This window comes from Kitasatospora sp. NPDC088346, from assembly GCF_044740765.1.
Lineage (GTDB): Bacteria > Actinomycetota > Actinomycetes > Streptomycetales > Streptomycetaceae > Kitasatospora.
The window spans coordinates 1-22,401 of record NZ_JBIURH010000057.1 but is presented as its reverse complement, the minus strand read 5'-3'; the positions used below and the strand labels follow the sequence as shown (position 1 = coordinate 22,401).

Genomic DNA, 22,401 nt, shown 5'->3' with positions numbered 1-22,401 from the left:
ACACCCACCTGAGAACCGATCGAGGAGTCATGCCCGGTACCGCCTTCGTCTCGACGACGATCCCGTACGTCAACGCCCGACCACACCTCGGGCACGCCTTCGAGTACGTCCAGGCCGACGCCTTCGCCCGGCACCTGGCCCGCCGGCACGAGGTGTTCCTGCTCAGCGGCTCGGACGAGAACAGCCTGAAGAACGTCCTGGCGGCCGAGCGCGCGGGCGTGTCCACCGGCGAGCTGGTCGCCGGCAACGCCCGCCGCTTCGAGCAGCTGCTCGGTGAACTGGCCATCGACGTCGACCGGTTCATCCGCACCAGCGCGGACCGCGACCACCTCCGGGGCGCCACCGAGCTGTGGCGCCGGCTGGAGCGCGCGGGCGACCTGTACAGCAAGGACTACACCGGCCTGTACTGCGTCGGCTGCGAGCAGTTCTACCCACCGGCGGAGCTCACCGACGGCCTGTGCCCCGAGCACCTGGCCGCGCCCGAGGAGGTGACCGAACGCAACTGGTTCTTCCGACTGTCGCGGTACGGCGACCGGCTGCTGGAGGCCATCTCCTCGGGCGAGCTGACGATCCATCCGGCGTCCCGCCGCAACGAGGTGACCAGCTTCGTGCGCGCCGGGCTGGAGGACATCAGCGTCTCCCGTTCGGTCGAGCGCGCCCGCGGCTGGGGCATCCCGGTCCCCGACTCCGACGACCAGGTGATGTACGTCTGGGTGGAGGCGCTCACCAACTACGTGAACGCGCTGGGGTGGACGGAGGGCGCCGAGCCGTACCGGCGGTTCTGGGCCGGCGCCCAGCGGCGGGTGCACGTGATGGGGAAGGGGGTCCTGCGCTTCCACGCCGTGCACTGGCCCGCGATGCTGCTCTCCGCCGGCCTGCCGCTGCCCACCGACCTGGTGGTCCACGGCTACCTCACCGCCGGCGGCCGCAAGATCAGCAAGTCGCTCGGCAACACCGTCGATCCCACCGAACTGATCGAGCGGTACGGCACGGACGCCGTCCGCTACTTCCTGCTCGCCGAGTTCCCCCCGTTCGGTGACGCGAACTTCGACGAGCAGCGGCTGGTCAACCGCTACAACACCGACCTGGCCAACGGCCTCGGCAACCTGGTCAGCCGGGTGAGCGCGATGACCGTCCGCTACCGCGGCGGCACCGTCCCGGCGGCCGGCCCGCTGGAGCAGCCCGAGCGGGACCTGCTCGCACAGATGGAGCGCAGCGCCCTGGAGTCGGCGGCCGCGATGGACCAGTACGATCACCGCGAGGCACTGTCCCGGATCTGGGACCTGGTCCGCCGGACCAACGCCTACGTCGACGAGCGCGCCCCCTGGCACCTGGCCCGGGCCGCCGACTCCGGTGACCCGCACGCCGCGACCGCGCTGGACACCGTCATCAACCTGGCCTACCGGGCGATCCGTCAGCTCGCCCTGCTGCTGCGCCCGTTCGTCCCCACGACCTCGGACCGGATGCTGGGCCACCTGGCCGAGGACCCGGGATCGACCGTCGCCGACCCGGCGGCGGACCTGGCCGGCCGCACGCTCGGCAAGGCCGCACCGCTGTTCCCCCGACTCGAACTCGCCTGACCGAAAGGAGCACGTCCATGGGAGTTTTCGCCGATCATCAGCCGATGTTCGTCGAGGTGGAGACCACCACCTACTGCAACCGCCGCTGCGAGTACTGCCCCAACAGCATCTTCGACCGCGGCCTGCGGGCCAACGAGGTCCGGATGCCGGAGGAGCTCTTCGCCAAGATCGTCTCCGACCTCGGCCGCAACAACTTCTGCAACCAGTTCAGCCCGCACAACTACGGCGAGCCGCTGGCCGACCCGCGGATGCCCGCCCTGCTGAAGCTGGCCCGCGCGGAGATGCCGCTGGCCCGGATCGCCCTGTACACCAACGGCGACTTCCTCACCCCCGACCTGTTCCACGAGCTCCAGGCCTCGGTGGACGCGTTCATCGTCACCCAGCACGGCGAGAAGACGCCGCCCGGCGTCCGGGCCATCCTGGACATGTACGACGGCAGCCCGCCCAACTTCCGCCACAAGACCGCCCAGCAGATCAAGTCCAACGCCTCCAACCGGGCCGGGCTGATCCCGCTGCAGGTCAAGCGGCGCAAGTCGTGCGGCGTCGTGATGAACGAGCTGCACATCAACGCCCACGGCAAGCTCATCCTGTGCTGCGAGGACTACCTCGCCAAGAAGGTCTTCGGGAACATCCGCGACATGTCCATCGAGGAGGCCTGGACCCTTCCGGAGCGGATGCGGGTGCACCGCGAGAACGTCCGCGGCGAGTTCAGCCTCGACCAGTGCCGCTCCTGCGGGTTCGGCCGCCTCTTTTGAGCCGCCCCGCCTGAGTATGTCCCGGTCCGTCCCCGCTTCCCCTTGCGGACAGGCCACTTCATGAGGCAGCGGACCGCTGGTCGGGCCGGCGGGCGCCACCAAGACTGGGGATCACGGCTTCCGGCGACGCCGCGGCACCGACCGCTTCGCCCGGGCCGGCCGTCGGCGTCCCACCGGACCCGGCGCAGATCCCCGTCCCGCCGGCGGCCGCCGGCCCGACAGCGCCTGCGGAGGCTCCTCATGCCCGAGACGGTCGGCTCGATCCGACGTGACCACCCCACCCACCCCGGGCGTCCGAGGAGGGCCGCGGTCGACGGCGGCGGCGCCGCGCAGCCGCACGCGCAGCACCAGCGGCGGCTGGGTCTGGACGCCGACACGCAGGCCCGCAAGACCTCCCTCCACCTGCCGCCGAGCCTTCCGCTCGCGGCCTGGATGCGGGTCGGGAGTCAGCTGCACACGATCGCCAGCTCGTCCGCCTGGTGGGCCGGCGACTGGCTGATCTACGGCGCCCGTTCCTACCCCGACCGCTACCGGCAGGCCGTCGAGCGGACCTCGCTGGACTACCAGACCCTGCGCAACTACGCGTGGGTGGCACGGAAGTTCGAGGTGTCCCGGCGCCGCGACGAGCTCAGCTTCCAGCACCACCAGGAGGTGGCCGCGCTGCCGGTGGACGAGCAGGACCAGTGGCTGGACCGGGCGGCGGAGTCCGGCTGGTCCAAGACCGAGCTGCGCCGCCGGGTGCGGGGCGCGGCGGCCGCGCCGGAGCCCACCAGCGTCGTGCGGACCAGGCTGCAGTTCGAGCTCGTCGAGGACCAGTGGTCCAGCTGGCGGGAGGCGGCCGACCGGGACGGCGAGGACGTCGTCGCCTGGCTGGTGAAGCTCGCCGACCGGGCCTGCGCGGCACCGGACCCAGGCGCACCCGAGTAGCCATCGATCATGCGAGGAGGAAGGCGAGTTGACGACGAGCGGGCCCCTGGGGGTGGACCGTCGACCGTGGGCGGTCTTCGACATCGACGGGGTGGTGGCCGACCCCCGGCACCGGGTCCACCACCTGAACACGGCCCGACCCGACTGGGACGCCTTCTTCGCCGCCGCCGGCGGGGACTTCCCGCTGCGGCAGGGGGTCGCCCTCGCGCTGCGGCACGCCCGGGACCACGCGGTGCTCTGGCTCACCGGCCGCCCGGAGAAGACCCGGGCGGCCACCACCGCCTGGCTGGCCCGGCAGGGACTGCCCACCGACCACCTGGTCATGCGGCCGGACGACTTCGAGATGGCGGCCGGCACCCTCAAGGCGGCCCGGTTGGCCGAGCTGGCCGCGATCCGGCCGGTGGCCGTGGTCTTCGACGACGACACCGCCGTGGTGGCGACGCTGCGGGCGGCCGGCTGGCCGGTCACGCGGGCCGACTGGGCCCCGGGGCCGGGTGCGGCGCTCTTCGGCACGGCCTGAGCCCGGGGCACCGCGGTCCGGTCCCGGGGCACCGTGGCGTGAGTCCGGAGTGCGGCCTCCGCGACACCCACCACGAGCCGATGTGCCCCCCGTCGATCGACGGGGGGCACATCTCATACTCGCGCCGTATTTACCGATCGGGATGCCGGATAGGATATCGCGGCTCGCGGACCGGAAATGCCGAGTGGCTATTCGGGGTGCCTCAGCTGACGATGCGGGGGTTCCAGCGCCAGCCCCAGGAGGTGTCCTGCGGAGTGTCACCGTCCGCCACCACCACCGGGGCGGACTGCCGCGCGGGCTCCCACGAGTTCTGCGTCGCGACCAGTGCCAGCCCCGCGACGGCACCCGCCACGAGTGCGAGAGCGATCCGCTTCATGAAAGTCCTCCAGAGGTTGAGCAAATGACGTCCGGCGGCGCGCCGAACGGGCTTCCGGAATCAGCCTTTCCCAGCGCTTATCCTGACGCAATTGGCCGGTCCCTTCACCAAGGTGCTGTGACAGGAAGGCGAAGAGGGAGCAGAAATGGACATTAGCTACAATTCCACCCGGGCGGTCGTCGAGGCCGACTGGCAGGAGGCCGATGTCACCGTCTACGAATGGGTGCTGTCGCACGGACATCTCGACCCCACGGTGATCGCCGCCGACCTGCGACTGGACGAGGACACGGTCCGCGAGGCACTCGCCCGGCTGATCGCCGCCCGGCTCGTCCAACCCGACCCGCACGACCCGACGGAGGGCTTCGCCGTGTCGCCCGAGATCGCCGGCGCGCAGCTGGCCACGCCCGTGCGGTCCAGGATCCGCGAGGCCGAGGAGCAACTCGCCCGCGCCCACGCGGAGCTGGCACGGTTCACCGCGGGGCACGCCCGCCACCTGAGGCGCGGCAGTTCCCACTTCCGGGTCATCACCAGCATGCTGGAGGTCCGCCTCGCACTCACCGAGGCGGCCCAGCAGTGCACCGTCGAGGTGCTGTCCAGCCAGCCCGGCGGCGGCAGCCGCGTGGTCGAGGCGATGGACGAGGCCATGGAGCGCGACCGGACGATCCTGGAGCGCGGCGTGCGCATGCGGACGCTCTACCACCACACCGCCCGGTTCAACGGCCCGAGCCAGGCCTACGTCGCGGCCGCCTCCGCGATCGGCGCCGAGTACCGCACCGCGCACGAGCTGTTCGGCCGGCTCGTCGTCTTCGACCGGAAGCTCGCCTTCATACCGCCCGACGACGGCACCCGAGGCGCGGTCGCGATCAACGAGCCCTCCGTCGTCGCCTACCTCGCCGAGATCTTCGAGCAGGCCTGGGCGCACGCCACCCCCTTCGTCGACGCGGCCAGCCAGGGCCTGGGCCAGGTCGCCCGGGAGGTCGACCGCACCATCCTGCGGCTGCTCGCCTCCGGGCTGAAGGACGAGTCGATCGCCCGCCGGCTGGGCATGTCGCTGCGCACCGTCCGGCGCCACATCGCGGACGTCATGGAGCAGCTGAGTGTGGAGAGCCGTTTCCAGGCCGGGGTCGCCGCGGCCCGCGGCGGCCTGCTGGACGGTGACGAGCCACTGGCCGAGGTCCCGGAGACCGTGATCGCCCAGAGCAGGTGTTGACCTCAGCCCGCACCCTCGATCCGGATCAGCAGGTACCGCGAGCCGGGTGACAGGTCGGCCGACCAGCCGCACCCCGGCGGCACGTACAGCACCTCGTCCGCCCGCAGCCGGCAGTGGAAGGGCTCGGTCACCGCACCCCAGGGCCCGGGCCGCAGGGTCCAGCTGCCGGCGCCCGCGTTCTGTCGCACCAGGAGGTGGGCCGGCTCGGGACCGCCCCGGGCCCGGCGCGCCGTGCCGTCGCCGGAGACGGCCGACACCCGGGCCCCCACCAGGCCGGCCAGCTCCCCCGCCATCAGGTCGATCACGGCCCGGGTGGCCCAGGGGCGGCAGGCCGGGTGGTCGTGCTCGGGCCAGAGCAGGCCCGGGGCGCGGTCCCGGTGCACGGACAGGAAGAGCGCGAGCTCCCGCACGTGCGGCGCAGCGCCGTCACCGCTGTTCACGTCCTTCCTCCCCCGGCGGCGGACCGGCCGGCGCCGGCAGCGTCCCGAGCCGGTGGCGACGCGCGGTCTCGCCCGTCCTGGGCTTCCCGCTGGTCGTCATCGGCAGGGCGCCGGCCGGCACCAGCACCACCTCCGTCACGTACAGGCCGAGCGACCGGGCCAGGGCGCGGCGCAGCCGCGCCTCGACGGCCGCGACGGCGTCGACGGCCGGGTCGGCGAGCTCCGCCACCACGCAGACGCCCCCGCCGGGGACGGAGAAGGCCACGCAGCGCCCGGGGCGCAGTCCGGGCACCCCTGCGCACGCCGCGGCGATGTCGGGCGGGTGGAAGTTCCGCCCGTGGTGCACCACCACGTCGTCCGCCCGGCCGACCACGAACAGCTGCCCGCGGTGCAGGAAGCCCAGGTCCCCGGTCGGGTGCGGCCCCTCGGCGCGCCGCCCGGGCCAGTAGCCGGCGAACAGCTGCGGCCCGTCCACCAGGACCTCACCGAGCCGGCCGCCGCCGGCGCCACCACGGCCGGGGCCACGGATCTCCACCTCCGTCCCGGCGAGCGGCACCCCGCTGGAGAGCAGCCGGACGGCCGCGGCGCCGTCCCGGGCCGGGACGACCTCGCCGTGCGCCAGCCGCTCCCGGTCGACCTCCAGCACCAGCGGCGGCGCCTGGGCCGTGCACGCGGTGACGGTCAGGGTGGCCTCCGCCAGCCCGTACGAGGGGAGGACGGCGCCGGCGCGCAGGCCGGCCGGGGCGAGGCGGGCGGTGAACCGCTCGACGGTCTCCGCCCGGACCACCTCGCCCGCGTTGCGGGCCACCCGCCAGCTGGAGAGGTCGTAGCCGGACAGCTCGGCCTCCGGCACCCGGCGGGCGCAGAGCGCGTACCCGAAGTCCGGCGCGCTGGACAGCGTGCCCCGGTGCTCCGAGACCGCGGCGAGCCAGCGGCCCGGCGCGCGGACGACGTCGCGGGGGGAGAGCAGCACGGACCGGTACCCGGTGAACAGCGGCCGCAGCACCCCGGTGACCAGGCCCATGTCGTGGTGGAGCGGCACCCAGGTGACCGCCACGTCCGCCGTGCTCTCCCGGTAGGCCCGGGCCGCCTGCGCGCAGCTCGCGCGCAGCGCCCGGTGGGTGAGCGCGACGCCCCTGGGGTGTCCGGTCGAACCGGAGGTGTACTGCAGGACGGCGAACTCGGTGGGCTCGGTGCGCTCGGTGGGCTCGGCCCGGGGGTCCGACCCGGCCGGGCCCTGCGCCGGGCCCTCGGCGAGCCGCTGCCAGGCGACGCAGCGCGGGCCCGCGGGACCGACCAGCGACCGGAGCGCGGCGATCCGGTGCTCGGGGGCGACCAGCAGCGCGGGACGGCAGTCGGCGACGATGCCGAGCAGCCGCTCCCGCGCGCTCTCGACGCGCCCGCCCTCCACCGTCGGGACGGGGACGGCGACCAGCCCGGCGCCGACCGCGGCCACCAGCGCCGCCGGGAACGACTCGTCGTTCGGCAGCGCCAGCAGGACCCGGTCGCCGGTGCGCGCGCCGTGCGCCCGCATCGCGGCGCCGGCCCGGTCGGCCAGCGTCGACCAGTCCCGGTAGGTGAGCCGGCCCCGCGCCGTACCGCCGTCCAGCGCCGTCACCGCCACCGCGTCCGGCCGGCGCCCGGCGTGGTGGCGCAGCCAGTCCCGGACCGTCCCGGCCGGTCCGGCGCCGAGCGGCTGGTCGGCCGGCGTCACCGCCGCGGACCTCACCCGGGTCCCTCCTGCGGGCCTGCGGTCAGCGCGGCCCGGCGGATCTTGCCGCTGGGCGTCCGGGGCAGCGTCCCGGCCGGGTGCACCAGCACGGTCGGTTCGGGCAGGCCGAGCCGGGCGGCGGCCGCCCGCACCGCCTCGGACGGGTCGGTGGCGCCGTCGCGCCGGGTCTCGACGAAGCAGACCGGCCGTTCGTGCATCACGACGGCCACGTCGGCGACCTCCAGGACGAGCCGGATCTCGTGCTCCAGCCGGGCGCGGTCGAACCGGTCCGGGCTCTCCGCCCGGCCGATCACCGAGAGGTAGCCGGCCTCGTCGAGGAAGCCCGCGTCCCCGGTGCGCACCAGGGCACCGTCGTCCGCCGCGCGCAGCCGCACGCAGATCTCCCCCAGCTGCCCGCCGGGCACCGGCCGGCCCTCGCGCCGGATCTCGACCCGGATGCCGGGCAGCGGGCGGCCCACCGAGCCGGGGCGGCGCAGCCACTCCTCGGTGGTGATCTCCGTGACGACGCCCTCGGAGGTGCCGTAGTACTCGTGCAGGACGGGGCCCAGCAGGTCGATCGCCTCGCGTTTGACCGCCGGCGGGCACGCGTCGCCGCCGTGGAAGACCACGGCGAGCCGGCGGCGGGGGGCGATCCGGGCCTGCACCACGTCGAGCAGTTGGTCGGGGCTGAGGAAGGCGCTGTCCGCGCCGTGCCGGTCGGCGAGTTCCGCGAACCGCCGGGGCGACCAGGTGCGCTGCACGACCACGGCACTGCCCGCCTGGAGGGCGTGCAGGGCCGGCCCGAGGGTGCCGAGGTGGTAGGTCGGGTTGGCCATCAGGTGCGGGCCCCGCTCCGGCCCGGCGCCGTACCGGTCGTCGACCGCCACGCCCTTGTACGGGCGGGGCGGCCGGGCCCGGCGCACCGCCTGCGGGTCGCCCGTCGTCCCGGAGGTGGTGAAAGCCAGGTGTCCGGCGCGCGGCGGCGGGCCCGTGGGCGCCGCACCCGGTCCGGCCGCGGCCAGGCGGACGGGATCCACCACCGGGCAGGGCAGGCCGGTCGGGGCGCGGTCCGAGACGTGCAGCTCCACGGCGAGGTCGCCGAGCAGCGCGGCGGCGACGGGTGAGTCGAAGAGCCAGGGGTGGACCGGGAACAGCCCGTACCCGTGGCGCAGTGCCGCCAGCGTCAGGGCGAAGAAGTCGGGCCCCACCGGGAGGTCGGTGGAGACCGTCGCGCCGTCCGGCAGCCGGGCGAGCAGGCCCGCCGCGAAGGCGTCGGCCCGCGCGACGAGTCCGGCGAAGTCGCAGACCTCGTCGTCGACCAGGACGGCGGGCCGGCCGGGGTGGGCCGCGGCGCTCGCCCAGGGGCTCCACAGGTAGGGCTTCATCGGGCGTCCGCGGTGAGTGCGGCGGCCAGCGCGGCGAGGTCGGGGGCGTCCACGACCGTCGTGGTGTCCACCTCCCGGCCGAGCCGTTCCTCCAGCAGGAGGGCGAGTTCGACGGCCGCGATCGAGTCGCCGCCGAGGGCGAAGAAGTCGTCGTCGGGCGCGGTCGGGCGGCCGAACACCTCCGCCGCGGCGGCGAGGACGCGGTCGAGCACGGTCGGGGGCACGCTGGTCTCCAGGTCTCGGTGAGGGGTGGTCACAGCGCGGCGGTCCGGCCGCGCGGCAGGGCGCGGCGGCCGCGCCGGACCTGACGGGCGGACGGGTCGTGGGCGCGGCCGTCGAGGACGGGGTCCGGGAGGCTCCCGGCCGGGTGGCGCTGCTGCTCGACGGTGGGCCGGACGGGGCGGCCGGTCAGGACAGCCACGCGTACTCCTGTCCGTGGGCGACCAGTTCGGCGGGGGTGCCGGTCTCGACGATCCGGCCGTCGCGCAGGACGAGTACCTGGTCGGCGCGGTCCAGGACGGTGAGCCGGTGGGCGATCGCCACGACGGTGACGCCGGACGCGAGCAGGCCGGTGAGGATCTCCTGTTCGAGGCCCGGATCCAGGGCGCTGGTCGCCTCGTCGAGGACCAGCAGCCGGGGCTTGCGGGCCAGTGCGCGGGCCAGCACGATCCGCTGGCGCTGGCCGCCGGAGAGTCCGTGGCCGCCGGGGCCGACCAGGGTGTTGTACCCCATCGGGAAGGCCTCGATCTCCTCGTGGATGCGGGCCAGTCGGACGGCCTCGATCAGGTCGGCCTGGTCGAGGCCGTCGGTGCCGAAGGTGATGTTCTCGCGGATCGAGCCGCCGAACAGGTGGGCGTTCTGGTTGATGTAGCCGATCTGTGCCCGGTAGGTCGGCCGGTCCAGCCGGGTGAGGTCGGCGCCGCCGACGGTGATGGTGCCGGTGCTGGGCAGTTGGAGGCCGGCGAGCAGCGTCCCGAGGGTGGACTTGCCGGAGCCGGAGCGGCCGATGACGGCGACGAACTCGCCGGGGGCGATGCTCAGCGAGACGCCGGTCAGGGTCGGGCGGGGTGCTCCGGGGTAGCGGAAGGAGACGTCCTCGGCGGTGATCCGGCCCGGCTCGGGCACGCCCGTGCCGGCCAGTTCGCCCCGGGGCTCGGGGACGGACCGCAGGACGTCGTCGAGCCGCGCGACCGTCGGCCTGATGGTGGCGAGCTGGGACGCCGCCGCGAACATGCCCTCCAGGGGGGCGAAGAGAGCGATGGTCAGCGTCATGAAGCCGAGTGCGGAGCCGAGCGAGTCCTGTCCGTGCAGCACCCGCCAGATCCCGGCCAGCACCACCAGCAGGGGGGCGCCGAACCGGACGGTCTGGCTGAGCGCGGTGGCGACGGCCAGGCTGCGGCGGGAGGTCAGCCGCCGGTCGACCTCGCGCACCAGGGCGTGCGACCAGCGCTCGGCCGCGCGGGCCTCCAGCCCGGTGGCCTTGAGGGTGGTGATGCTCTCCAGCAGCTCGACCAGCTCGGTCTGCGCCTTGGTCTGACGCTCCAGCACCTCCTGGCCGATCTCCACCTGCCGGCGCCAGCTGATCGCCATGATCGCGGCCTGCAGGGCGATGAGGAGGATCACCAGGCAGGCGAGGGCGGCGTTGGCGAAGACGATCGCGGTCAGGTAGACGACGATCAGCAGGCTGTCGACGGTCGCGGAGACGGCGGTGATGCCGAGCACCTGGTTGAGGGCGTTGCTGGTGCGGACCCGCATCGCCAGGTCCCCCGGGCTGCGGACGGTGAACCAGTCGTACGGCAGCGAGACCAGGTGTTCGACGATTCCCCAGGTGAGCCGCTTCTCGATGAGGGCCTGCCGTTTGGCGACCAGCAGCGAGCGGGCCAGTTGCAGGGTGAGGAAGAGCCCGGTGATCAGTCCGAGTCCGCAGGCGGCCAGCCAGTAGGCGTCCATCGGGCCGCCGGGCAGGACGTGGCCGACGAGGTATCCGGTGGTCAGCGGCAGGACGAGTTCGAGGGCCATCAGCGCGGTGGACACGGCGGCGAGGGCGCGCAGCTCCCGGCCGCGGGGCAGGAAGGGGCGCAGCCGCTCCCACGGGCCGAGCCGGTCCGCGAGGCTCGGGGCCGACGGGGTGGCGCCGGTGGCGGCGAGCGGCGGCTCGAACTCCAGCGCCACGCCGGTGAAGGACTCGGCGACGCTGGCGCGGCTGAGCCGGCGCCGTCCGAAGGCGGGGTCGACGACGTCGACGTAGTCCTTGGTCGCCGACTCCAGCACCACGAAGTGGTCGAAGTTCCAGAACAGGATGGTGCCGGGCGCCAGGTGCGGCAGGCTGTCCAGCTCGGCCCGGACGCCGCGCCCGCGCAGGCCGTAGCCCCGGGCGAGTTCGAGCAGGGTGCGGGCCGAGGCGCCGTTGCGTCCGGAGTCGGCGCGGGCGCGGACCGTGTCGAGGTCGGCGTCGATGCCGTGGTGACGCAGGGTCATCACCAGGCAGGCGGGACCGCAGTCACTGACCTGGGTCTGGAAGCAGACCGGTATCCGGTCGCCCCGCCGGGCGTCGCGCAGCCGCTCGCGCAGGAGCCGGACGCGCTGAGGCCACGAGCCGGGCCGGTGGGCGGCGGCGTCGGCGCCGAGGACCGGCCCGTGGGCGTCGTGCCCGGCGTGGTGGTTGAGCGCCTCGGCGCGGAACCGCGATCGCTCGGTCATTGCTCCTGTCTCCTTGTCCCCGGTTCTGGTCCGGAACGACGGCGGCGGCGGCGTGGTCGTGCCCACGCCGCCGCGAAGTGACTGCTCAGGAAACGCGCGGCGCGTTCACCGAGAGGGCGCCGCCGACGATGTCGTCCAGCTCGTCGCCGGCTCGGGCGACGTTGTCCGCCGGATTGTCCATTGCCCCTCCGTTCGACGGTCGATCCCGTATTTCGGGAGCGGTTGACGATCAATATGGAGGCGATTCCGGGGCGTTTCAAGGGCGTTCGGTAAATCTCACGGAAAGCGCCGGGCATAGGTCTTCAAAACCGGACATAATGGCCGCATTTCACAGGATCGCCCGTCCCGCCGGCGAGACGCGGCGGCCATACCGGGAAAGCCGCTTCCGCCATTCCGTCGGACATTCCGGAAATGGGCGCGGAAGGGCCGGACGAACGGCACGGGCCACCCGGCCGTACGACGGTACGGCCGGGCGGCCCGGTGGGTGCGATCGGATGCGCGGGCGGATCAGGCCCTGCGGACCTCGTCCAGGTAGGTGCGCATCAGGCCGGTGGTGCGGTTGAACCAGTCGGCCAGGACGGCGATCTCCGCGGGCGAGTAATCGGCGAACTGCTCGCCCAGCCGCCGGTAGAACGGCTCGTAGATCTCGAAGACCCGGACGTTGGCCGTCGCGTCCGGGACGATCCGCACCCGCCGCCGGTCCGCGGGATCGGCCCGGCGGTGCGCGAACCCGGCCCGTTCGAGGCGGTTGACGACACCCGTGACGGCGCCGGTGGTCAGACCGGCGCGCACGGCGAGCTCGCCGGCGGTGATCGGTTCGGCGGCGGCGGCGGCGCCGATGACGTGGCCGAGGCAGGTCAGGTCGGTGGTGCTCAGGCCGAGGCGCCGGGCGATGTCCTCCTGCCCGATGTGACTCAGCGCGATCATCTGGTCCATGGCCGCGTGCGCCTGCTCGGCCGTCGCCGGCGGGCGCGGCTTGCCCTCCATCAGGATTCCCCTTAGCCTCTAAGATACTTAGCTTGTGAGATAAACGGTCTCTCCAGCCTACTTGCCATGCCCCCCGCACCCCTGGAGGAAGCGATGAGCGCCATGCACGGACACCACGACATGGGCCACACCGTCGCCGGGTGGACCGGTTCGGCGATCGCGCTGAGCGGGTTCACCATCGCCGGAGTGGCGATGTGCGCGGGCTCGGTGCCCGGCATCGGGCTCGGCACCGTCCTGGTCGCCGCCGGCGCCGTCACCACCTGGCTGCTCCACCTGGCGGGCTGGGGCAAGCCCAGCGGGCCGCGCCCCGAGGCGCAGTGGGACTGGCGGGTCCGGGACACCATGGCCGGGCACGCCGACTGCCTCGGCTGCCGGCTGGCCGGCCGGGGACGGCGCGCCGGCGCACCGGGCCGCGCCGGGGCCACCGACGCCGCCGGAGCCGCCGGGCTCGCCGAACCCGTCAAGACCGCCTGAGTCGCCGCCCGACGGGCCGGGCCGCCGGCGCTCCGCTCAGGGAGCCGTCGCCGCGATGACCGACACCGCGTGCTCGATCTGGGCGTCCGTCAGGTCCCCCCGGGCCGTCAGCCGCAGCCGGGAGACGCCGTCCGGCACGGACGGCGGCCGGAAGCAGCCAACGGCGAGCCCTGCCGTACGGCAGTCGGCGGCCCACCGCACCGCCGCCTCCGGTCCGGGTGCCCGGACCGAGACCACGGCCGCGTCCGGCGTGCTGGCGCGCAGACCGGCCGCCGTGAGGCGGGCGGAGAGGGTGCGGGCGACCTCGCGGGCCCGGTCGGCGCGGTGCGGCTCGGCGCGCAGCAGGCGCAGGGCGCCGAGGGCCGCGCCGGCCGCGGCGGGGGCGAGACCGGTGTCGAAGATGAAGGTGCGGGCGGTCTCGGTGAGGTGTCTGACGACCCGCCGGGGGCCGAGCACCGCACCGCCCTGGGAACCGAGCGACTTGGACAGCGTGACGGTGGCGACCACGTCCGGCCGGCCGGCCAGCCCGACGGCGGCGAGAGCGCCGCGGCCGCCCTCGCCGAGCACTCCGAGGCCGTGCGCGTCGTCGACCAGCAGGGCCGCGCCGTGGGCCCGGGCGGCGGCGGCCAGGGCGGGCAGCGGGGCTGCGTTGCCGTCCACCGAGAAGACCGAGTCGCTGACCACCAGGGCCCGCCGGTGGGCCCGGGCGCCGAGCGCCGCAGCGACCGCCGCGGGGTCGGCGTGCGGGGCGCGGTGGACGTCGCTGCGCGAGAGCCGGCAGCCGTCGATCAGCGAGGCGTGGTTGTAGGCGTCCGACACGATCAGGGTGTCCGGGTCGGTGAGTGCGGTGAGCGCGGCGAGGTTGGCCGCGTACCCGGAGGAGAACACCAGCGCGGCCTCGAAGCCGCAGTACTCGGCGAGTTCGTCCTCCAGCTCGGTGTGCAGCGCGGTGGTCCCGGTCACCAGCCGCGACCCGGTCGCGCCGGCCCCCCAGCGCAGCGCGGCCTCGGCGGCGGCGCCGGTGACCGCCGGGTGGTGGACCAGGCCGAGGTAGTCGTTGCTCGCCAGGTCCAGCACCGGGTCCTCGGCCGGCCGGCTGCGCAGCGTACGGGTGAGCCCGGCGCGGGCGCGCAGCTCGGCGGCCTCGTCGAGCCAGTCGAAGACGGCGGCGGGGCCGGGGGCCCGGACGTCGGAACTCTGCGGCACGGTGGGGTGGACCATGGTCGCACTCTGTCATCCGCGGCCCGGGGCGGGCAATGTGCGCCGGGGCACACCGCGGACGCGACCGGCGGCATAGACTCCGACGATCACTCCCGGGGGAGGCGGAGTTGGACGGTGCCCACCTGACCGTGCGGGACGTGCTGGGCCTGGAGCCGGTGGCCGCCTGGAAGCCCGAGATCGCGGCCTGCCCCGGCCGGCTGGACCGGCCGGTGCGCTGGCTGCACGTCGCGGAGGCGACCGATGTCGCGGTGATGCTGTCCGGCGGCGAGATGGTGCTGACCACCGGGGTGCTGCTGGCGGGCGACGAGCGCCGGCAGGTGGAGTACGTGGAGTCGATGCAGCGGGCCGAGGCGGCGGCCGTGGTGCTGGGGCTCGGCCGGGCGTTCCGCACCACGCCGGAGGCGATGCGGCGGGCGGCCGAGCGCTGCGGGGTGCCGCTGATCGTGCTGCACCGCCCCGCGCCGTTCACCCGGCTGACCGAGGAGGTGCACGCCCGGCTGCTGCACGGCAGGTTCGCCGCGCTGGACCTCTCCGACCGGATGACCACGGCCCTGACCGCGCTCAACCTCTCGGGCGTCCCGCTGCAACGGCTGCTGGAGGAGATCTCCGCGTACGGCGGCGGGCCGGCGGTGGTGGTGAACCTGGCGCACCGGGTGCTGGCCTCGGCGGGCGAGCGGGCGGCGCTCGGCGACCTGCTGCGCGACTGGGACCTGGTGTCGCGGCAGGTCGCCGCGCTGCTGGGGAACGGCCCGGTGACGCTGGGCCCGGACGGCTGGGTGGTGGCCCGGTTGGAGGCCCGCGGCCGGCAGTGGGGCCACCTGGTGCTGTTCGGCCGGCCCGGGGCGGCCGGGACCGCCCGGGTGGTCGGCGCCCGGGCGGCGGAGGCACTGGCCCTGCACCGCCTGCTCGGCGAGCGGGGCCGGGGCTGGGAGGAGCAGGCCGCGGAGGCCCTGCTGACCGACCTGGCCTCGGGCACCGCCCGTCCCGAGGAGCTGTTGCCGCGGGTGCGCGCGGCCGGCCTGCCGACCGGGCGGCGGACGTTCGTCCCGGTGGTGTTCCGGCCGCGCGGGAAGGTCGCGGACCTGCGGGAGCTGGTCGAGCGGGTGCTCGCCGAGGAGGGCACGGCCGCCCTGGCGGCCCGGATCCGGCCGGACGCGGTCGCCGTGCTGCTGAGCCTGCCGCCGGACGGGGACCCGGAGGCGGAGCTGCACCGGCTGGCGGTGCGGGTGCACGAGCGACTGGCCGCCCGCGGGGTGGCGGCGGTGGCCGGTGCGGGCTTCGGCTGCGCCGTGCTGGACGAGCTGCACCGCTCCTTCCTGGAGGCCGTGCACGTGGCGGACGCGGCCCTGGCGTCCCCGCCGGCCGGCCCGCTCGCCCGGCTGCGGGACGTCCGGCTGCGGGGCCTGGTCCGGCTGCTGCGCGACGACCCGCAGCTGCAGTCCTTCATCGAGCGCGAGCTCGGCCCGCTGCTCGACCGCCCGGAGCTGCTGGAGCTGCTGCGCAGCTACCTGAGCACCGGCCGCAACAAGTCGCTGACCGCCCAGGAGCAGCACATCAGCCGTCCCGCGCTCTACCGGCGGCTGCAGTGCATCGAGGAGCTGCTGGGCATCGACCTGGCCGACCTGGAACAGCTGACCTCGCTGTACGTGGCGCTGCTGGCGCACGACGCGCAGCGCGGGCCCTGAGCCGGGCGGCGCGGGCCGGGGCCGGGCCGAGGTCAGGCCGAGGTCAGCTGGGTGCGGTCCAGCAGCTCCTGGGCCCGGCGGCGGCCCGCGGTGTCGCCGAGGTCGTCGAGCTCGGCGGCGGCCTGCGCGGCGAGCGGTGCGGCCCGGTCGGGTCGGCCGGCGTCCCACTCGGCGGTGGCGGCGGCGAGCAGGGTGTGGGCGCGCTGCGTCTGCAGGCCGTGTTCGGCGCAGACGGTGAGGGCCCGGGTGAACTCCGCGGTGGCCTCGTCGTGCCGGCCGAGGGCGTTGAGCGCGAGCCCGGCGCTGCGCAGCGCGAAGGCGACGCCGAGCGCGCAGTCGGCGTCGCGCCACAGCCGCAGCGAGTCCCGGCTGTGGGCGAGCGCCCGGGCGGGTTCCTTGCGGGCCCACTCGGCGTGCGCCAGGCCTAGCGCGGCCTGCGCGGCCATGCCGGTCTCGCCGACGGCGAGGGACACCGCCCGGCACTGCTCGAAGTGGTCCACCGCCTCGTCCAGGGAGCTCTGGTCCATCGCGCCGACCACGCCCCTGGTATAGAGCGCCCGCTGCCGCAGGACGCCGTCCGCGGGGCGGGTGAGTTCGACCTCGTAGGCCCGCCGGGCCAGGTCGCGGGCCTGGGCGGGTTCGCCGTCGAAGGCGTGCGCGACGGCGAGGACGGTGTAGGCGTGGTACGTCACCAGCGGGTCGTCGCCCTGCTCGGCGGCGCGGGCCAGCTCGCGGACCGCGGGCATCAGGGCGCGCCAGGGCAGCCGGAGGTCGGTGGAGGGCAGCAGGGCCGCCAGCATCACCGCGACCGTCCGGGTGTCCTCGGGGCCCACCGGCCGGCTGGGGTGCAGCACGATCTGGTTGACCAGCCGGACCAGGCCCGGGAGTTCGCGGATCACCCAGCGCTGGGCGTGGGCCTGGCCGCCGAGCCGCGGCCCGTGGTTGAGCTCCGGGTCCAGGGCGTCGGGCAGTCGGCTGTAGGGCCGTTCGAGGCGCAGTGCGGTGATCACTCCGCCGAGGTAGTACCGCGCCAGTGCGCTGAGCGCGGCGGCCCGTTCGTCCACCGGGTCGCACTCCAGGGTGCGGTGCCGGGCGAACAGCCGCAGCAGGTCGTGGTAGCGGTAGCGGCCGGGGTCGGTGGACTCCAGCAGGCCGACGTCGGCGAGGGCCTCCAGGGCGTCCTCGGCCTCCCGCTCGGGGCGGTCCAGGACGGCGGCGGCGGCGCCCGGCGACAGGGCGGGGAGTTCGGGGATCGCCAGCAGCCGGAAGGCGCGGGCCTGGTCCGGGTCGAGCGCGGAGTAGGAGAGTTCGAAGGCGGCGTCGACGGCGAGGCTGCCGCTCTCCAGTTCGGTGAGCCGGCGGGCGCGGTCGGTGAGCCGTTCGGCCAGCGCGCCGATGCTCCAGCGGGGGCGGGCCGCCAGCCGGGAGGCGGCGATCCGGACGGCGAGCGGCAGCAGGCCGCAGGTGCGGACCAGGGCGCGGGCGGCGTCGGGTTCGTTCCGCAGCCGTTCCGGGCCGGCGATCCGGGACAGCAGGGCGAGCGCCTCCGGCTCGCTGAACGGCTCCAGCGCGGTGCGTCCGGTGACCGGCAGGCAGGGCAGCGGGTTGCGGCTGGTGATCAGCACCGCGCACTCGGAGGCGCCGGGCAGCAGCGGCTCCACCTGCTCGGTGTCGACGGCGTTGTCCAGCACGATCAGCAGCCGCCGGCCGGCCAGCCGGGAGCGGTAGAGCGCGCTGCGCTCGGCCGGTCCGGGCGGGACGGTGTCGGGCGGCACCCCGAGGGCGCGCAGGATCTGCTCCTGGACGGCGTAGGGATCGGCCGGGTCGGCGCCGGCGCCGCGCAGGTCGGTGTAGAGCTGGCCGTCGGGGTACCGGTCGCGGGCGCGGTGGGCGGCGTGCACGGCCAGCGCGGTCTTGCCGACCCCGCCCATGCCGTGCACCACGCAGACCGTGGCGGCGGGACGTTCCAGCAGGGTCACCAGCTCACCGACGTGAGCCTCCCGTCCGGTGAAGTCGGCCACCGTGGAGGGTAGTTGGGCCGGGACGAGCAGGCTCGGGGCGGACAGCAGCTGGGTCATCGGGGCGACCGCGGCCGGCTCGGGGGCGGCCAGCGCCCGGTCGGAGCGCAGGATCCGCCGGTGCAGGTCGACCAGTTCCGGTCCGGGGTCGATGCCGAGCTCCTCGGCGAGCAGCCGGCGGGTCCGCTCGTAGCCGGCGAGGGCGGCGGCCTGCCGGCCGCTGCGGTAGAGCGCCGTCATCTCCAGGGCCCGCAGCTGCTCCCGCATCGGGTGCTCGTCGGCGAGCGCGGTGAGCTCGGGGACGGCGTGGGCGTGCCGTCCGAGTGCGAGCTCCAGTTCCAGGCGGGTCTCCAGCAGCGCGAGGCGCCGTTCGGCGAGGCGGTCCCGCTGCCGCTCCGCGTAGTCGCCGGGGACACCGGTGAGCGGGATGCCGTCCCACAGGGCGATCGCCTCGGCGAGCCGTCGGGCGGCCAGGTCGAGGTCGCCGGCGGCCCGGGCGCGCGCGGCCTCGGCGGCCAGCAGCTCCGCGCGGTCGGCGTCCAGCGCACCGTCGGCCAGCCGCAGCGCGTAGCCGCCGGCCACCGACACGAGCGCCCGCGGGCTGCGCGGGTCGCTCTCCAGCACCGACCGCAGGCGGGAGACGTGGTTGCGCAGGGCGACCACGGCACTGGCCGGCGGGTCCCAGCCCCACAGTCCGTCGACCAGCTCCGGGACGGAGGCCACCTGGCCGCCGCGCAGCGCCAGCGCGGCCAGCACCGCGCGCTGCTGGGCCGTCCCGGTGTCGAGCTCGCGGTCGGCGCGCCAGGCCCGCAGGGGGCCCAGCACCGCGATGCGCAGTCCGTCCACGTCCACTCCGTTCGTGTCGTCCGGGTGCGTCCGGACCGCCGCGGAGCCCGCCATTGCTCCGAATTATCAGGAAATTACCGGCCCGTGACAGGGTCCCGGGACCATCGGGTGTCCGGATTCCCCTGCCCATCGAACGATCTTGCCTACCGAAACCGCACCGAAGTCCCGTTCCCGAGCCGTCCCGGCCGACCACCGCCGCCCGCACCCCACCCGCGGAGACGGTATCGACAAAGCCTCCACCGGATGGTACAGGCGTTCGGCCGCCGCACCCTTCCGCCGGGACACCGCTCCACACCACCGCCGAGCCCGGGGGGGCACATGCTGATCGGCCGCGAGTGCGAGCTGGAGAGACTCGTCGGACTGCTGGGCGGGCCGGTCACCGGCACCGCCGTGCTGGTCCACGGCGATTCCGGCAGTGGCAAGAGCGGGTTCCTGCGGGCCGCCGTCGAGCGGGCCCGCCAGGACGGGGACACCGTCGTGGTGGCCTCCGGCGACCCGCTGGAGAGTGGCTTCGCCTTCGGCGTCGTCCGGCAGCTGTTCGAACGGCTGGCCGTGGACGCCCTCCGGGACGGCCCGCGCGGCCTGCTCTCCGGGCACGCCGGCGCCTGTGCCACCGTCCTCGCCCCGTGGACCGTCCCGGGCGCGGACCTGCCGCCGGCCGAGCCCGGCCACGAACCCGACCCGGTGATCCTGAACGGCCTCTACTGGCTGGCCGTCAACCTCACCGCGCTCGGCCGGCTGGTCGTCGTCGTCGACGACCTCCAGTGGGCCGACGCCGCCTCGCTGCGCTGGCTGCGCTACCTGCTGCGGCGGGCCGGCAGCCTGCCGGTGGTGGTGATCGCCACCCTCGGCCCGGGCCGCGCCGCCGCCGACAACGAGCCGCTCGGCGCCGCCCTGCCGCTGTTCCGCCACCAGCTGACGCTGAGCGGGCTGAGCCCGACCGACATCGCGGCCGTCGTCCTCGAACTCTTCGGCGAGAGCGCCGACCCGGCCTTCACGGCGGAGTGCCACCGGGTCACCGGCGGCAACCCCTTCCTGCTCTACGCCCTGCTGCGGTCGCTGCACGCGGCCGGGCTGTCCCCCGGCCCCGGCACGGCGGCCGAGCTGCTGCGGCACGTGCCGCCGGACGTCGGCCGGGCGGTGTACGCGCTGCTCGCCAACTCCGGCCGGTACGCGGCAGGCGTCGCCCAGGCCGTGGCCGTGCTCGGCGGCTCGCCCGCCGTCGAGCTGATCGCCGGCGCCGCAGAGCTGACCGAGGGCCAGGCCGCCGACGCGGCCGACGCCCTGGTCCGCGCCGGACTGATGGTCCGCTGCGGCGACGGCGTCCGGTTCGTCTGCCCCACCCTGGCCACCGCCGTCGCGGACGGGGTGCTGCCCAGCACCCGGCAGGAGCTGCACCTGCGCTCCGCCCGGCTGCTGCTGGCCCGACAGGCCCCGGTGGGCCAGGTCGCCGGGCACCTGCTGCTGTGCCCGGTCGGCGAGCCCGGCACCCCGGACGTGCTGCGCCGGGCCGCCGCCGAGGCCGTCCGGGAGGGCCGTCCGGAGCGCGCCGCCGAGTACACCCGCCGGGCCCTGCGCGAGCCGCTCGACGAGGGCGACCGGGCCAGCCTGCTGATCACCCGCGGGGAGGCGGAGCTCGCGTCGAGCGTGCCCGCCGCCGTCCAGCACCTGCAGCGCGGCCTCGAACTCTCCCGCTGCCCCGAGGAGCGGACCGCCGCCGCGCGCACCCTCGCGGGCGCCCTGTTCGCCCTGGACCGCTACCCCGACGGGCTCGCGGTGCTGAGCAGCACCAGCGACGCCGTCCGCCCGGACGACGCCGACAACGCGCTCCGGCTGGAGGCCGAGTTCGCCTTCGCCAGCCTCAGCCAGGCCGGCTCGGCCGCCGCCGTCCTGCCCCGCCTGCTGGAACTGGATCTCGCGGACGCCGAGGGCGGCGTGGCGGAACGCCCGATGGCCGCCCTGCTGAGCCTGCGCGCCGCCATGACCGGCGAGGACCCGGCCCAGGTGATCGCCTTCGCGCAGAAGGCGCTCAGCGCCGGCCTGCACCCGGCCGACGACCAGTCCGGCGTCTACCTGGGCGCCGTCCTGGCGCTCGGCGCCGTCGGGCACGCCGGCCTCGCCCTCCCCTACGCCGAAGCCGCTGTGGCCGAGGCCCGCGAGCGCGGCTCGGCCCTGGTCTGCGCCCGGGCGAGCGCCGCCCGGGCCGGGCTGAACAGCCGGCTCGGCCGGATCGTCGAGTCCCAGCGGGACGCCCTGGACGCGCTGGCGTCCCTGGAGGAGATCGGGGTCGGCCCGCACAACAGCTACAGCGTCGCCCCGAACGCCATCCTGATCGACTCCCTGGTCAAGCAGGGCGAGGTCGAGGCCGCCGCCACCCAGCTGGAGCGCGCCGGACTGACCGGCGACCTGGACGGCCACTGGGTCAACGACTACGTGCTGCTGGTCCGCGGCCGGCTGCGGGCGGCCGAGGGCCGGCCACAGGAGGCGCTCGCCGACTTCCTCGCCTGCGGCGCCCGGATGTGCGCCCGCTCGATGCCGGGCACCGGCTTCCTGTCCTGGCGCCCCGAGGCGGCCCTGATGCACGCGGCGCTCGGGGAGGGCCCGGCGGCCCGGGCACTGGCCGCCGAGGAGCTGGACCGCGCCCGCGCCTGGGGCGTGCCCGAGTCCGTCGGGGTGGCGCTGCGCGCCGCCGGCGCGGTCACCGGCGGCCCGGAGGGGCTCGCCATGCTCCGCCAGGCCGTCGACGTCCTCGGCGGGACGACCGCGCGGTTCTCCTTCGCCCAGGCGCTCTCCGACCTCGGCACCCAGGCCCGCCGGGCCGGCCGGTTCGACGAGGCCCGCGAACACCTGCAGCAGGCCGTGGACGCGGCCCACGGCCTCGGCGCCCGCGCCCTGGCCGACCGCGCCCTGGCCGAACTGCGGGCCATCGGGGACCGTCCGCGCACCCGCACCTTCCGCGGGGTGGACGCGCTGACGCCCACCGAGCGGCGGGTCTCCGCACTGGCCGCCCAGGGCCTGACCAACCGGGAGATCGCCCAGCACCTGTTCGTCGGGCTGCGCACGGTCGAAGTCCATCTCACCAACACCTACGGCAAACTCGGCATCGCCGGCCGCCCCGAGCTCGCCGAGGCGCTGAGCGGGACGGCCGGGGACTGCTGACAGGGGATCGGTACGGAGGGGAGGGGGGCGGGCCGCACGGGCCCGCCCCCTCCGGTCTGCCGCCCGGACGGGTGAACGCGAAGCCGGTCCCCGCAGCGGGGCTGCGGGGACCGGCCAGGTCTTGTCCGGACCTGGGCGCCGGGGTCAGTCCTGCGCCGGTGAGGCGGCCAGACCGGCCTGGATGAGGCCCATCACCGAGGAGTCGGTGAGCGTGGTGGTGTCGCCCACCTCGCGGTTCTCCGCGACGTCCCGCAGCAGGCGTCGCATGATCTTGCCGGAACGCGTCTTCGGCAGCTCGTCCACCACCAGGACCTGCTTGGGTTTGGCGATGGGGCCGAGGGTGCGGCCGACGTGGTTGCGCAGGTCGGTGATGAGGTCGTCGTCGGCGGTGGCGGTGTGGCGGAGGA

The 22,401-nt window shown here is 75.4% G+C and carries 18 protein-coding genes and 1 pseudogene; 8 read left to right on the top strand and 11 right to left on the bottom strand.

Annotation, left to right across the window (positions count from 1 at the left end):
* Nucleotides 1-29: 29 nt before the first annotated feature.
* The 4 genes from ACIOFR_RS36895 (at nt 30) to ACIOFR_RS36880 (ending at nt 3,782) form a co-directional block, all read left to right on the top strand.
* Complete coding sequence (locus ACIOFR_RS36895) at nt 30-1,580, top strand: methionine--tRNA ligase (RefSeq protein WP_401004372.1); 1,551 nt, start codon at nt 30-32, stop codon at nt 1,578-1,580.
* Between the two features lie 17 nt (nt 1,581-1,597).
* The gene (locus ACIOFR_RS36890; RefSeq protein WP_401004370.1) at nt 1,598-2,335 is read left to right on the top strand and encodes an SPASM domain-containing protein; all 738 of its coding nucleotides are present in this window, start codon (nt 1,598-1,600) and stop codon (nt 2,333-2,335) included.
* A gap of 240 nt (nt 2,336-2,575) precedes the next feature.
* Nucleotides 2,576-3,262, top strand: a complete 687-nt coding sequence (locus tag ACIOFR_RS36885; RefSeq protein WP_401004368.1) for an LmbU family transcriptional regulator — start codon at nt 2,576-2,578, stop codon at nt 3,260-3,262.
* Between the two features lie 28 nt (nt 3,263-3,290).
* Nucleotides 3,291-3,782, top strand: a complete 492-nt coding sequence (locus ACIOFR_RS36880) for a hypothetical protein (protein ID WP_401004366.1) — start codon at nt 3,291-3,293, stop codon at nt 3,780-3,782.
* 202 nt (nt 3,783-3,984) lie between these two features.
* Here ACIOFR_RS36880 and ACIOFR_RS36875 read toward each other — a convergent pair whose 3' ends face one another.
* Nucleotides 3,985-4,158 carry a hypothetical protein gene (locus tag ACIOFR_RS36875; RefSeq protein ID WP_401004364.1) on the bottom strand — a complete coding sequence of 58 codons (174 nt, stop codon included), beginning with the start codon at nt 4,156-4,158 and terminating at the stop codon, nt 3,985-3,987.
* Between the two features lie 145 nt (nt 4,159-4,303).
* On the opposite strand from ACIOFR_RS36875, the gene ACIOFR_RS36870 reads away from it, so the two are divergent.
* Nucleotides 4,304-5,368, top strand: a complete 1,065-nt coding sequence (locus ACIOFR_RS36870) for a LuxR C-terminal-related transcriptional regulator (RefSeq protein WP_401004362.1) — start codon at nt 4,304-4,306, stop codon at nt 5,366-5,368.
* A gap of 2 nt (nt 5,369-5,370) precedes the next feature.
* On the opposite strand, the gene ACIOFR_RS36865 is transcribed toward ACIOFR_RS36870, so the two are convergent.
* The 7 genes from ACIOFR_RS36865 to ACIOFR_RS36835 form a co-directional block, all read right to left on the bottom strand.
* A complete protein-coding gene (locus ACIOFR_RS36865) occupies nt 5,371-5,808 on the bottom strand; it encodes a hypothetical protein (protein WP_401004360.1) in 438 nt (145 codons plus the stop codon).
* Nucleotides 5,795-7,537 (bottom strand): AMP-binding protein, encoded by a 1,743-nt coding sequence (locus ACIOFR_RS36860; RefSeq protein ID WP_401004358.1) that lies wholly within the window; start codon nt 7,535-7,537, stop codon nt 5,795-5,797. Before ACIOFR_RS36860 ends, ACIOFR_RS36865 begins: the two co-directional genes overlap by 14 nt.
* On the bottom strand, nt 7,534-8,904 hold the full coding sequence (locus ACIOFR_RS36855; RefSeq protein WP_401004356.1) for a class I adenylate-forming enzyme family protein: 1,371 nt from the start codon (nt 8,902-8,904) through the stop codon (nt 7,534-7,536). The genes ACIOFR_RS36860 and ACIOFR_RS36855 overlap by 4 nt, the downstream gene beginning before the upstream one ends.
* The gene (locus tag ACIOFR_RS36850; RefSeq protein ID WP_401004354.1) at nt 8,901-9,161 is read right to left on the bottom strand and encodes an acyl carrier protein; all 261 of its coding nucleotides are present in this window, start codon (nt 9,159-9,161) and stop codon (nt 8,901-8,903) included. The genes ACIOFR_RS36855 and ACIOFR_RS36850 overlap by 4 nt, the downstream gene beginning before the upstream one ends.
* Entirely contained in the window at nt 9,158-9,325 is a 168-nt protein-coding gene (locus ACIOFR_RS36845) for a hypothetical protein (protein ID WP_401004352.1), read from the bottom strand. Before ACIOFR_RS36845 ends, ACIOFR_RS36850 begins: the two co-directional genes overlap by 4 nt.
* A complete protein-coding gene (locus ACIOFR_RS36840; RefSeq protein ID WP_401004350.1) occupies nt 9,313-11,604 on the bottom strand; it encodes a peptidase domain-containing ABC transporter in 2,292 nt (763 codons plus the stop codon). Before ACIOFR_RS36840 ends, ACIOFR_RS36845 begins: the two co-directional genes overlap by 13 nt.
* A gap of 507 nt (nt 11,605-12,111) precedes the next feature.
* Nucleotides 12,112-12,591: a MarR family transcriptional regulator gene (locus ACIOFR_RS36835; protein WP_401004348.1), complete on the bottom strand. Its 480-nt coding sequence runs from the start codon at nt 12,589-12,591 to the stop codon at nt 12,112-12,114.
* A 93-nt stretch (nt 12,592-12,684) separates the two neighbouring features.
* Between ACIOFR_RS36835 and ACIOFR_RS36830 the strand changes: the two genes are divergently transcribed.
* Nucleotides 12,685-13,065, top strand: a complete 381-nt coding sequence (locus ACIOFR_RS36830; protein ID WP_401004397.1) for an HGxxPAAW family protein — start codon at nt 12,685-12,687, stop codon at nt 13,063-13,065.
* Nucleotides 13,066-13,101: 36 nt separating this feature from the next.
* On the opposite strand, the gene ACIOFR_RS36825 is transcribed toward ACIOFR_RS36830, so the two are convergent.
* Nucleotides 13,102-14,286, bottom strand: a complete 1,185-nt coding sequence (locus tag ACIOFR_RS36825) for an 8-amino-7-oxononanoate synthase (RefSeq protein ID WP_401004346.1) — start codon at nt 14,284-14,286, stop codon at nt 13,102-13,104.
* A 35-nt stretch (nt 14,287-14,321) separates the two neighbouring features.
* On the opposite strand from ACIOFR_RS36825, the gene ACIOFR_RS36820 reads away from it, so the two are divergent.
* Nucleotides 14,322-15,971, top strand: a complete 1,650-nt coding sequence (locus ACIOFR_RS36820; protein ID WP_401004344.1) for a PucR family transcriptional regulator — start codon at nt 14,322-14,324, stop codon at nt 15,969-15,971.
* A gap of 32 nt (nt 15,972-16,003) precedes the next feature.
* On the opposite strand, the gene ACIOFR_RS36815 is transcribed toward ACIOFR_RS36820, so the two are convergent.
* Nucleotides 16,004-18,889, bottom strand: coding sequence for a BTAD domain-containing putative transcriptional regulator (locus tag ACIOFR_RS36815; RefSeq protein ID WP_401004342.1), 2,886 nt, complete (start codon nt 18,887-18,889; stop codon nt 16,004-16,006).
* 264 nt (nt 18,890-19,153) lie between these two features.
* Here ACIOFR_RS36815 and ACIOFR_RS36810 point away from each other — a divergent pair, with 264 nt between their 5' ends.
* Complete coding sequence (locus ACIOFR_RS36810) at nt 19,154-21,994, top strand: AAA family ATPase (protein WP_401004340.1); 2,841 nt, start codon at nt 19,154-19,156, stop codon at nt 21,992-21,994.
* Nucleotides 21,995-22,138: 144 nt separating this feature from the next.
* On the opposite strand, the pseudogene ACIOFR_RS36805 reads toward ACIOFR_RS36810, so the two are convergent.
* Nucleotides 22,139-22,401, bottom strand: a pseudogene (locus tag ACIOFR_RS36805) (acetyl-coenzyme A synthetase); the annotation flags it as partial.

Excerpts from the sequence above, each read along its gene's own strand:
- ACIOFR_RS36855 (WP_401004356.1), bottom strand. The coding sequence starts at position 8,904 with ATGAAGCCCTACCTGTGGAGCCCCTGGGCGAGCGCCGCGGCCCACCCC.
- ACIOFR_RS36870 (WP_401004362.1), top strand. The coding sequence starts at position 4,304 with ATGGACATTAGCTACAATTCCACCCGGGCGGTCGTCGAGGCCGACTGG.
- ACIOFR_RS36815 (WP_401004342.1), bottom strand. The coding sequence starts at position 18,889 with ATGGCGGGCTCCGCGGCGGTCCGGACGCACCCGGACGACACGAACGGA.
- ACIOFR_RS36820 (WP_401004344.1), top strand. The coding sequence starts at position 14,322 with ATGTGCGCCGGGGCACACCGCGGACGCGACCGGCGGCATAGACTCCGA.
- ACIOFR_RS36895 (WP_401004372.1), top strand. The coding sequence starts at position 30 with ATGCCCGGTACCGCCTTCGTCTCGACGACGATCCCGTACGTCAACGCC.
- ACIOFR_RS36875 (WP_401004364.1), bottom strand. The coding sequence starts at position 4,158 with ATGAAGCGGATCGCTCTCGCACTCGTGGCGGGTGCCGTCGCGGGGCTG.
- ACIOFR_RS36835 (WP_401004348.1), bottom strand. The coding sequence starts at position 12,591 with ATGGAGGGCAAGCCGCGCCCGCCGGCGACGGCCGAGCAGGCGCACGCG.
- ACIOFR_RS36885 (WP_401004368.1), top strand. The coding sequence starts at position 2,576 with ATGCCCGAGACGGTCGGCTCGATCCGACGTGACCACCCCACCCACCCC.
- ACIOFR_RS36825 (WP_401004346.1), bottom strand. The coding sequence starts at position 14,286 with ATGGTCCACCCCACCGTGCCGCAGAGTTCCGACGTCCGGGCCCCCGGC.
- ACIOFR_RS36890 (WP_401004370.1), top strand. The coding sequence starts at position 1,598 with ATGGGAGTTTTCGCCGATCATCAGCCGATGTTCGTCGAGGTGGAGACC.
- ACIOFR_RS36840 (WP_401004350.1), bottom strand. The coding sequence starts at position 11,604 with ATGACCGAGCGATCGCGGTTCCGCGCCGAGGCGCTCAACCACCACGCC.
- ACIOFR_RS36830 (WP_401004397.1), top strand. The coding sequence starts at position 12,685 with ATGAGCGCCATGCACGGACACCACGACATGGGCCACACCGTCGCCGGG.
- ACIOFR_RS36810 (WP_401004340.1), top strand. The coding sequence starts at position 19,154 with ATGCTGATCGGCCGCGAGTGCGAGCTGGAGAGACTCGTCGGACTGCTG.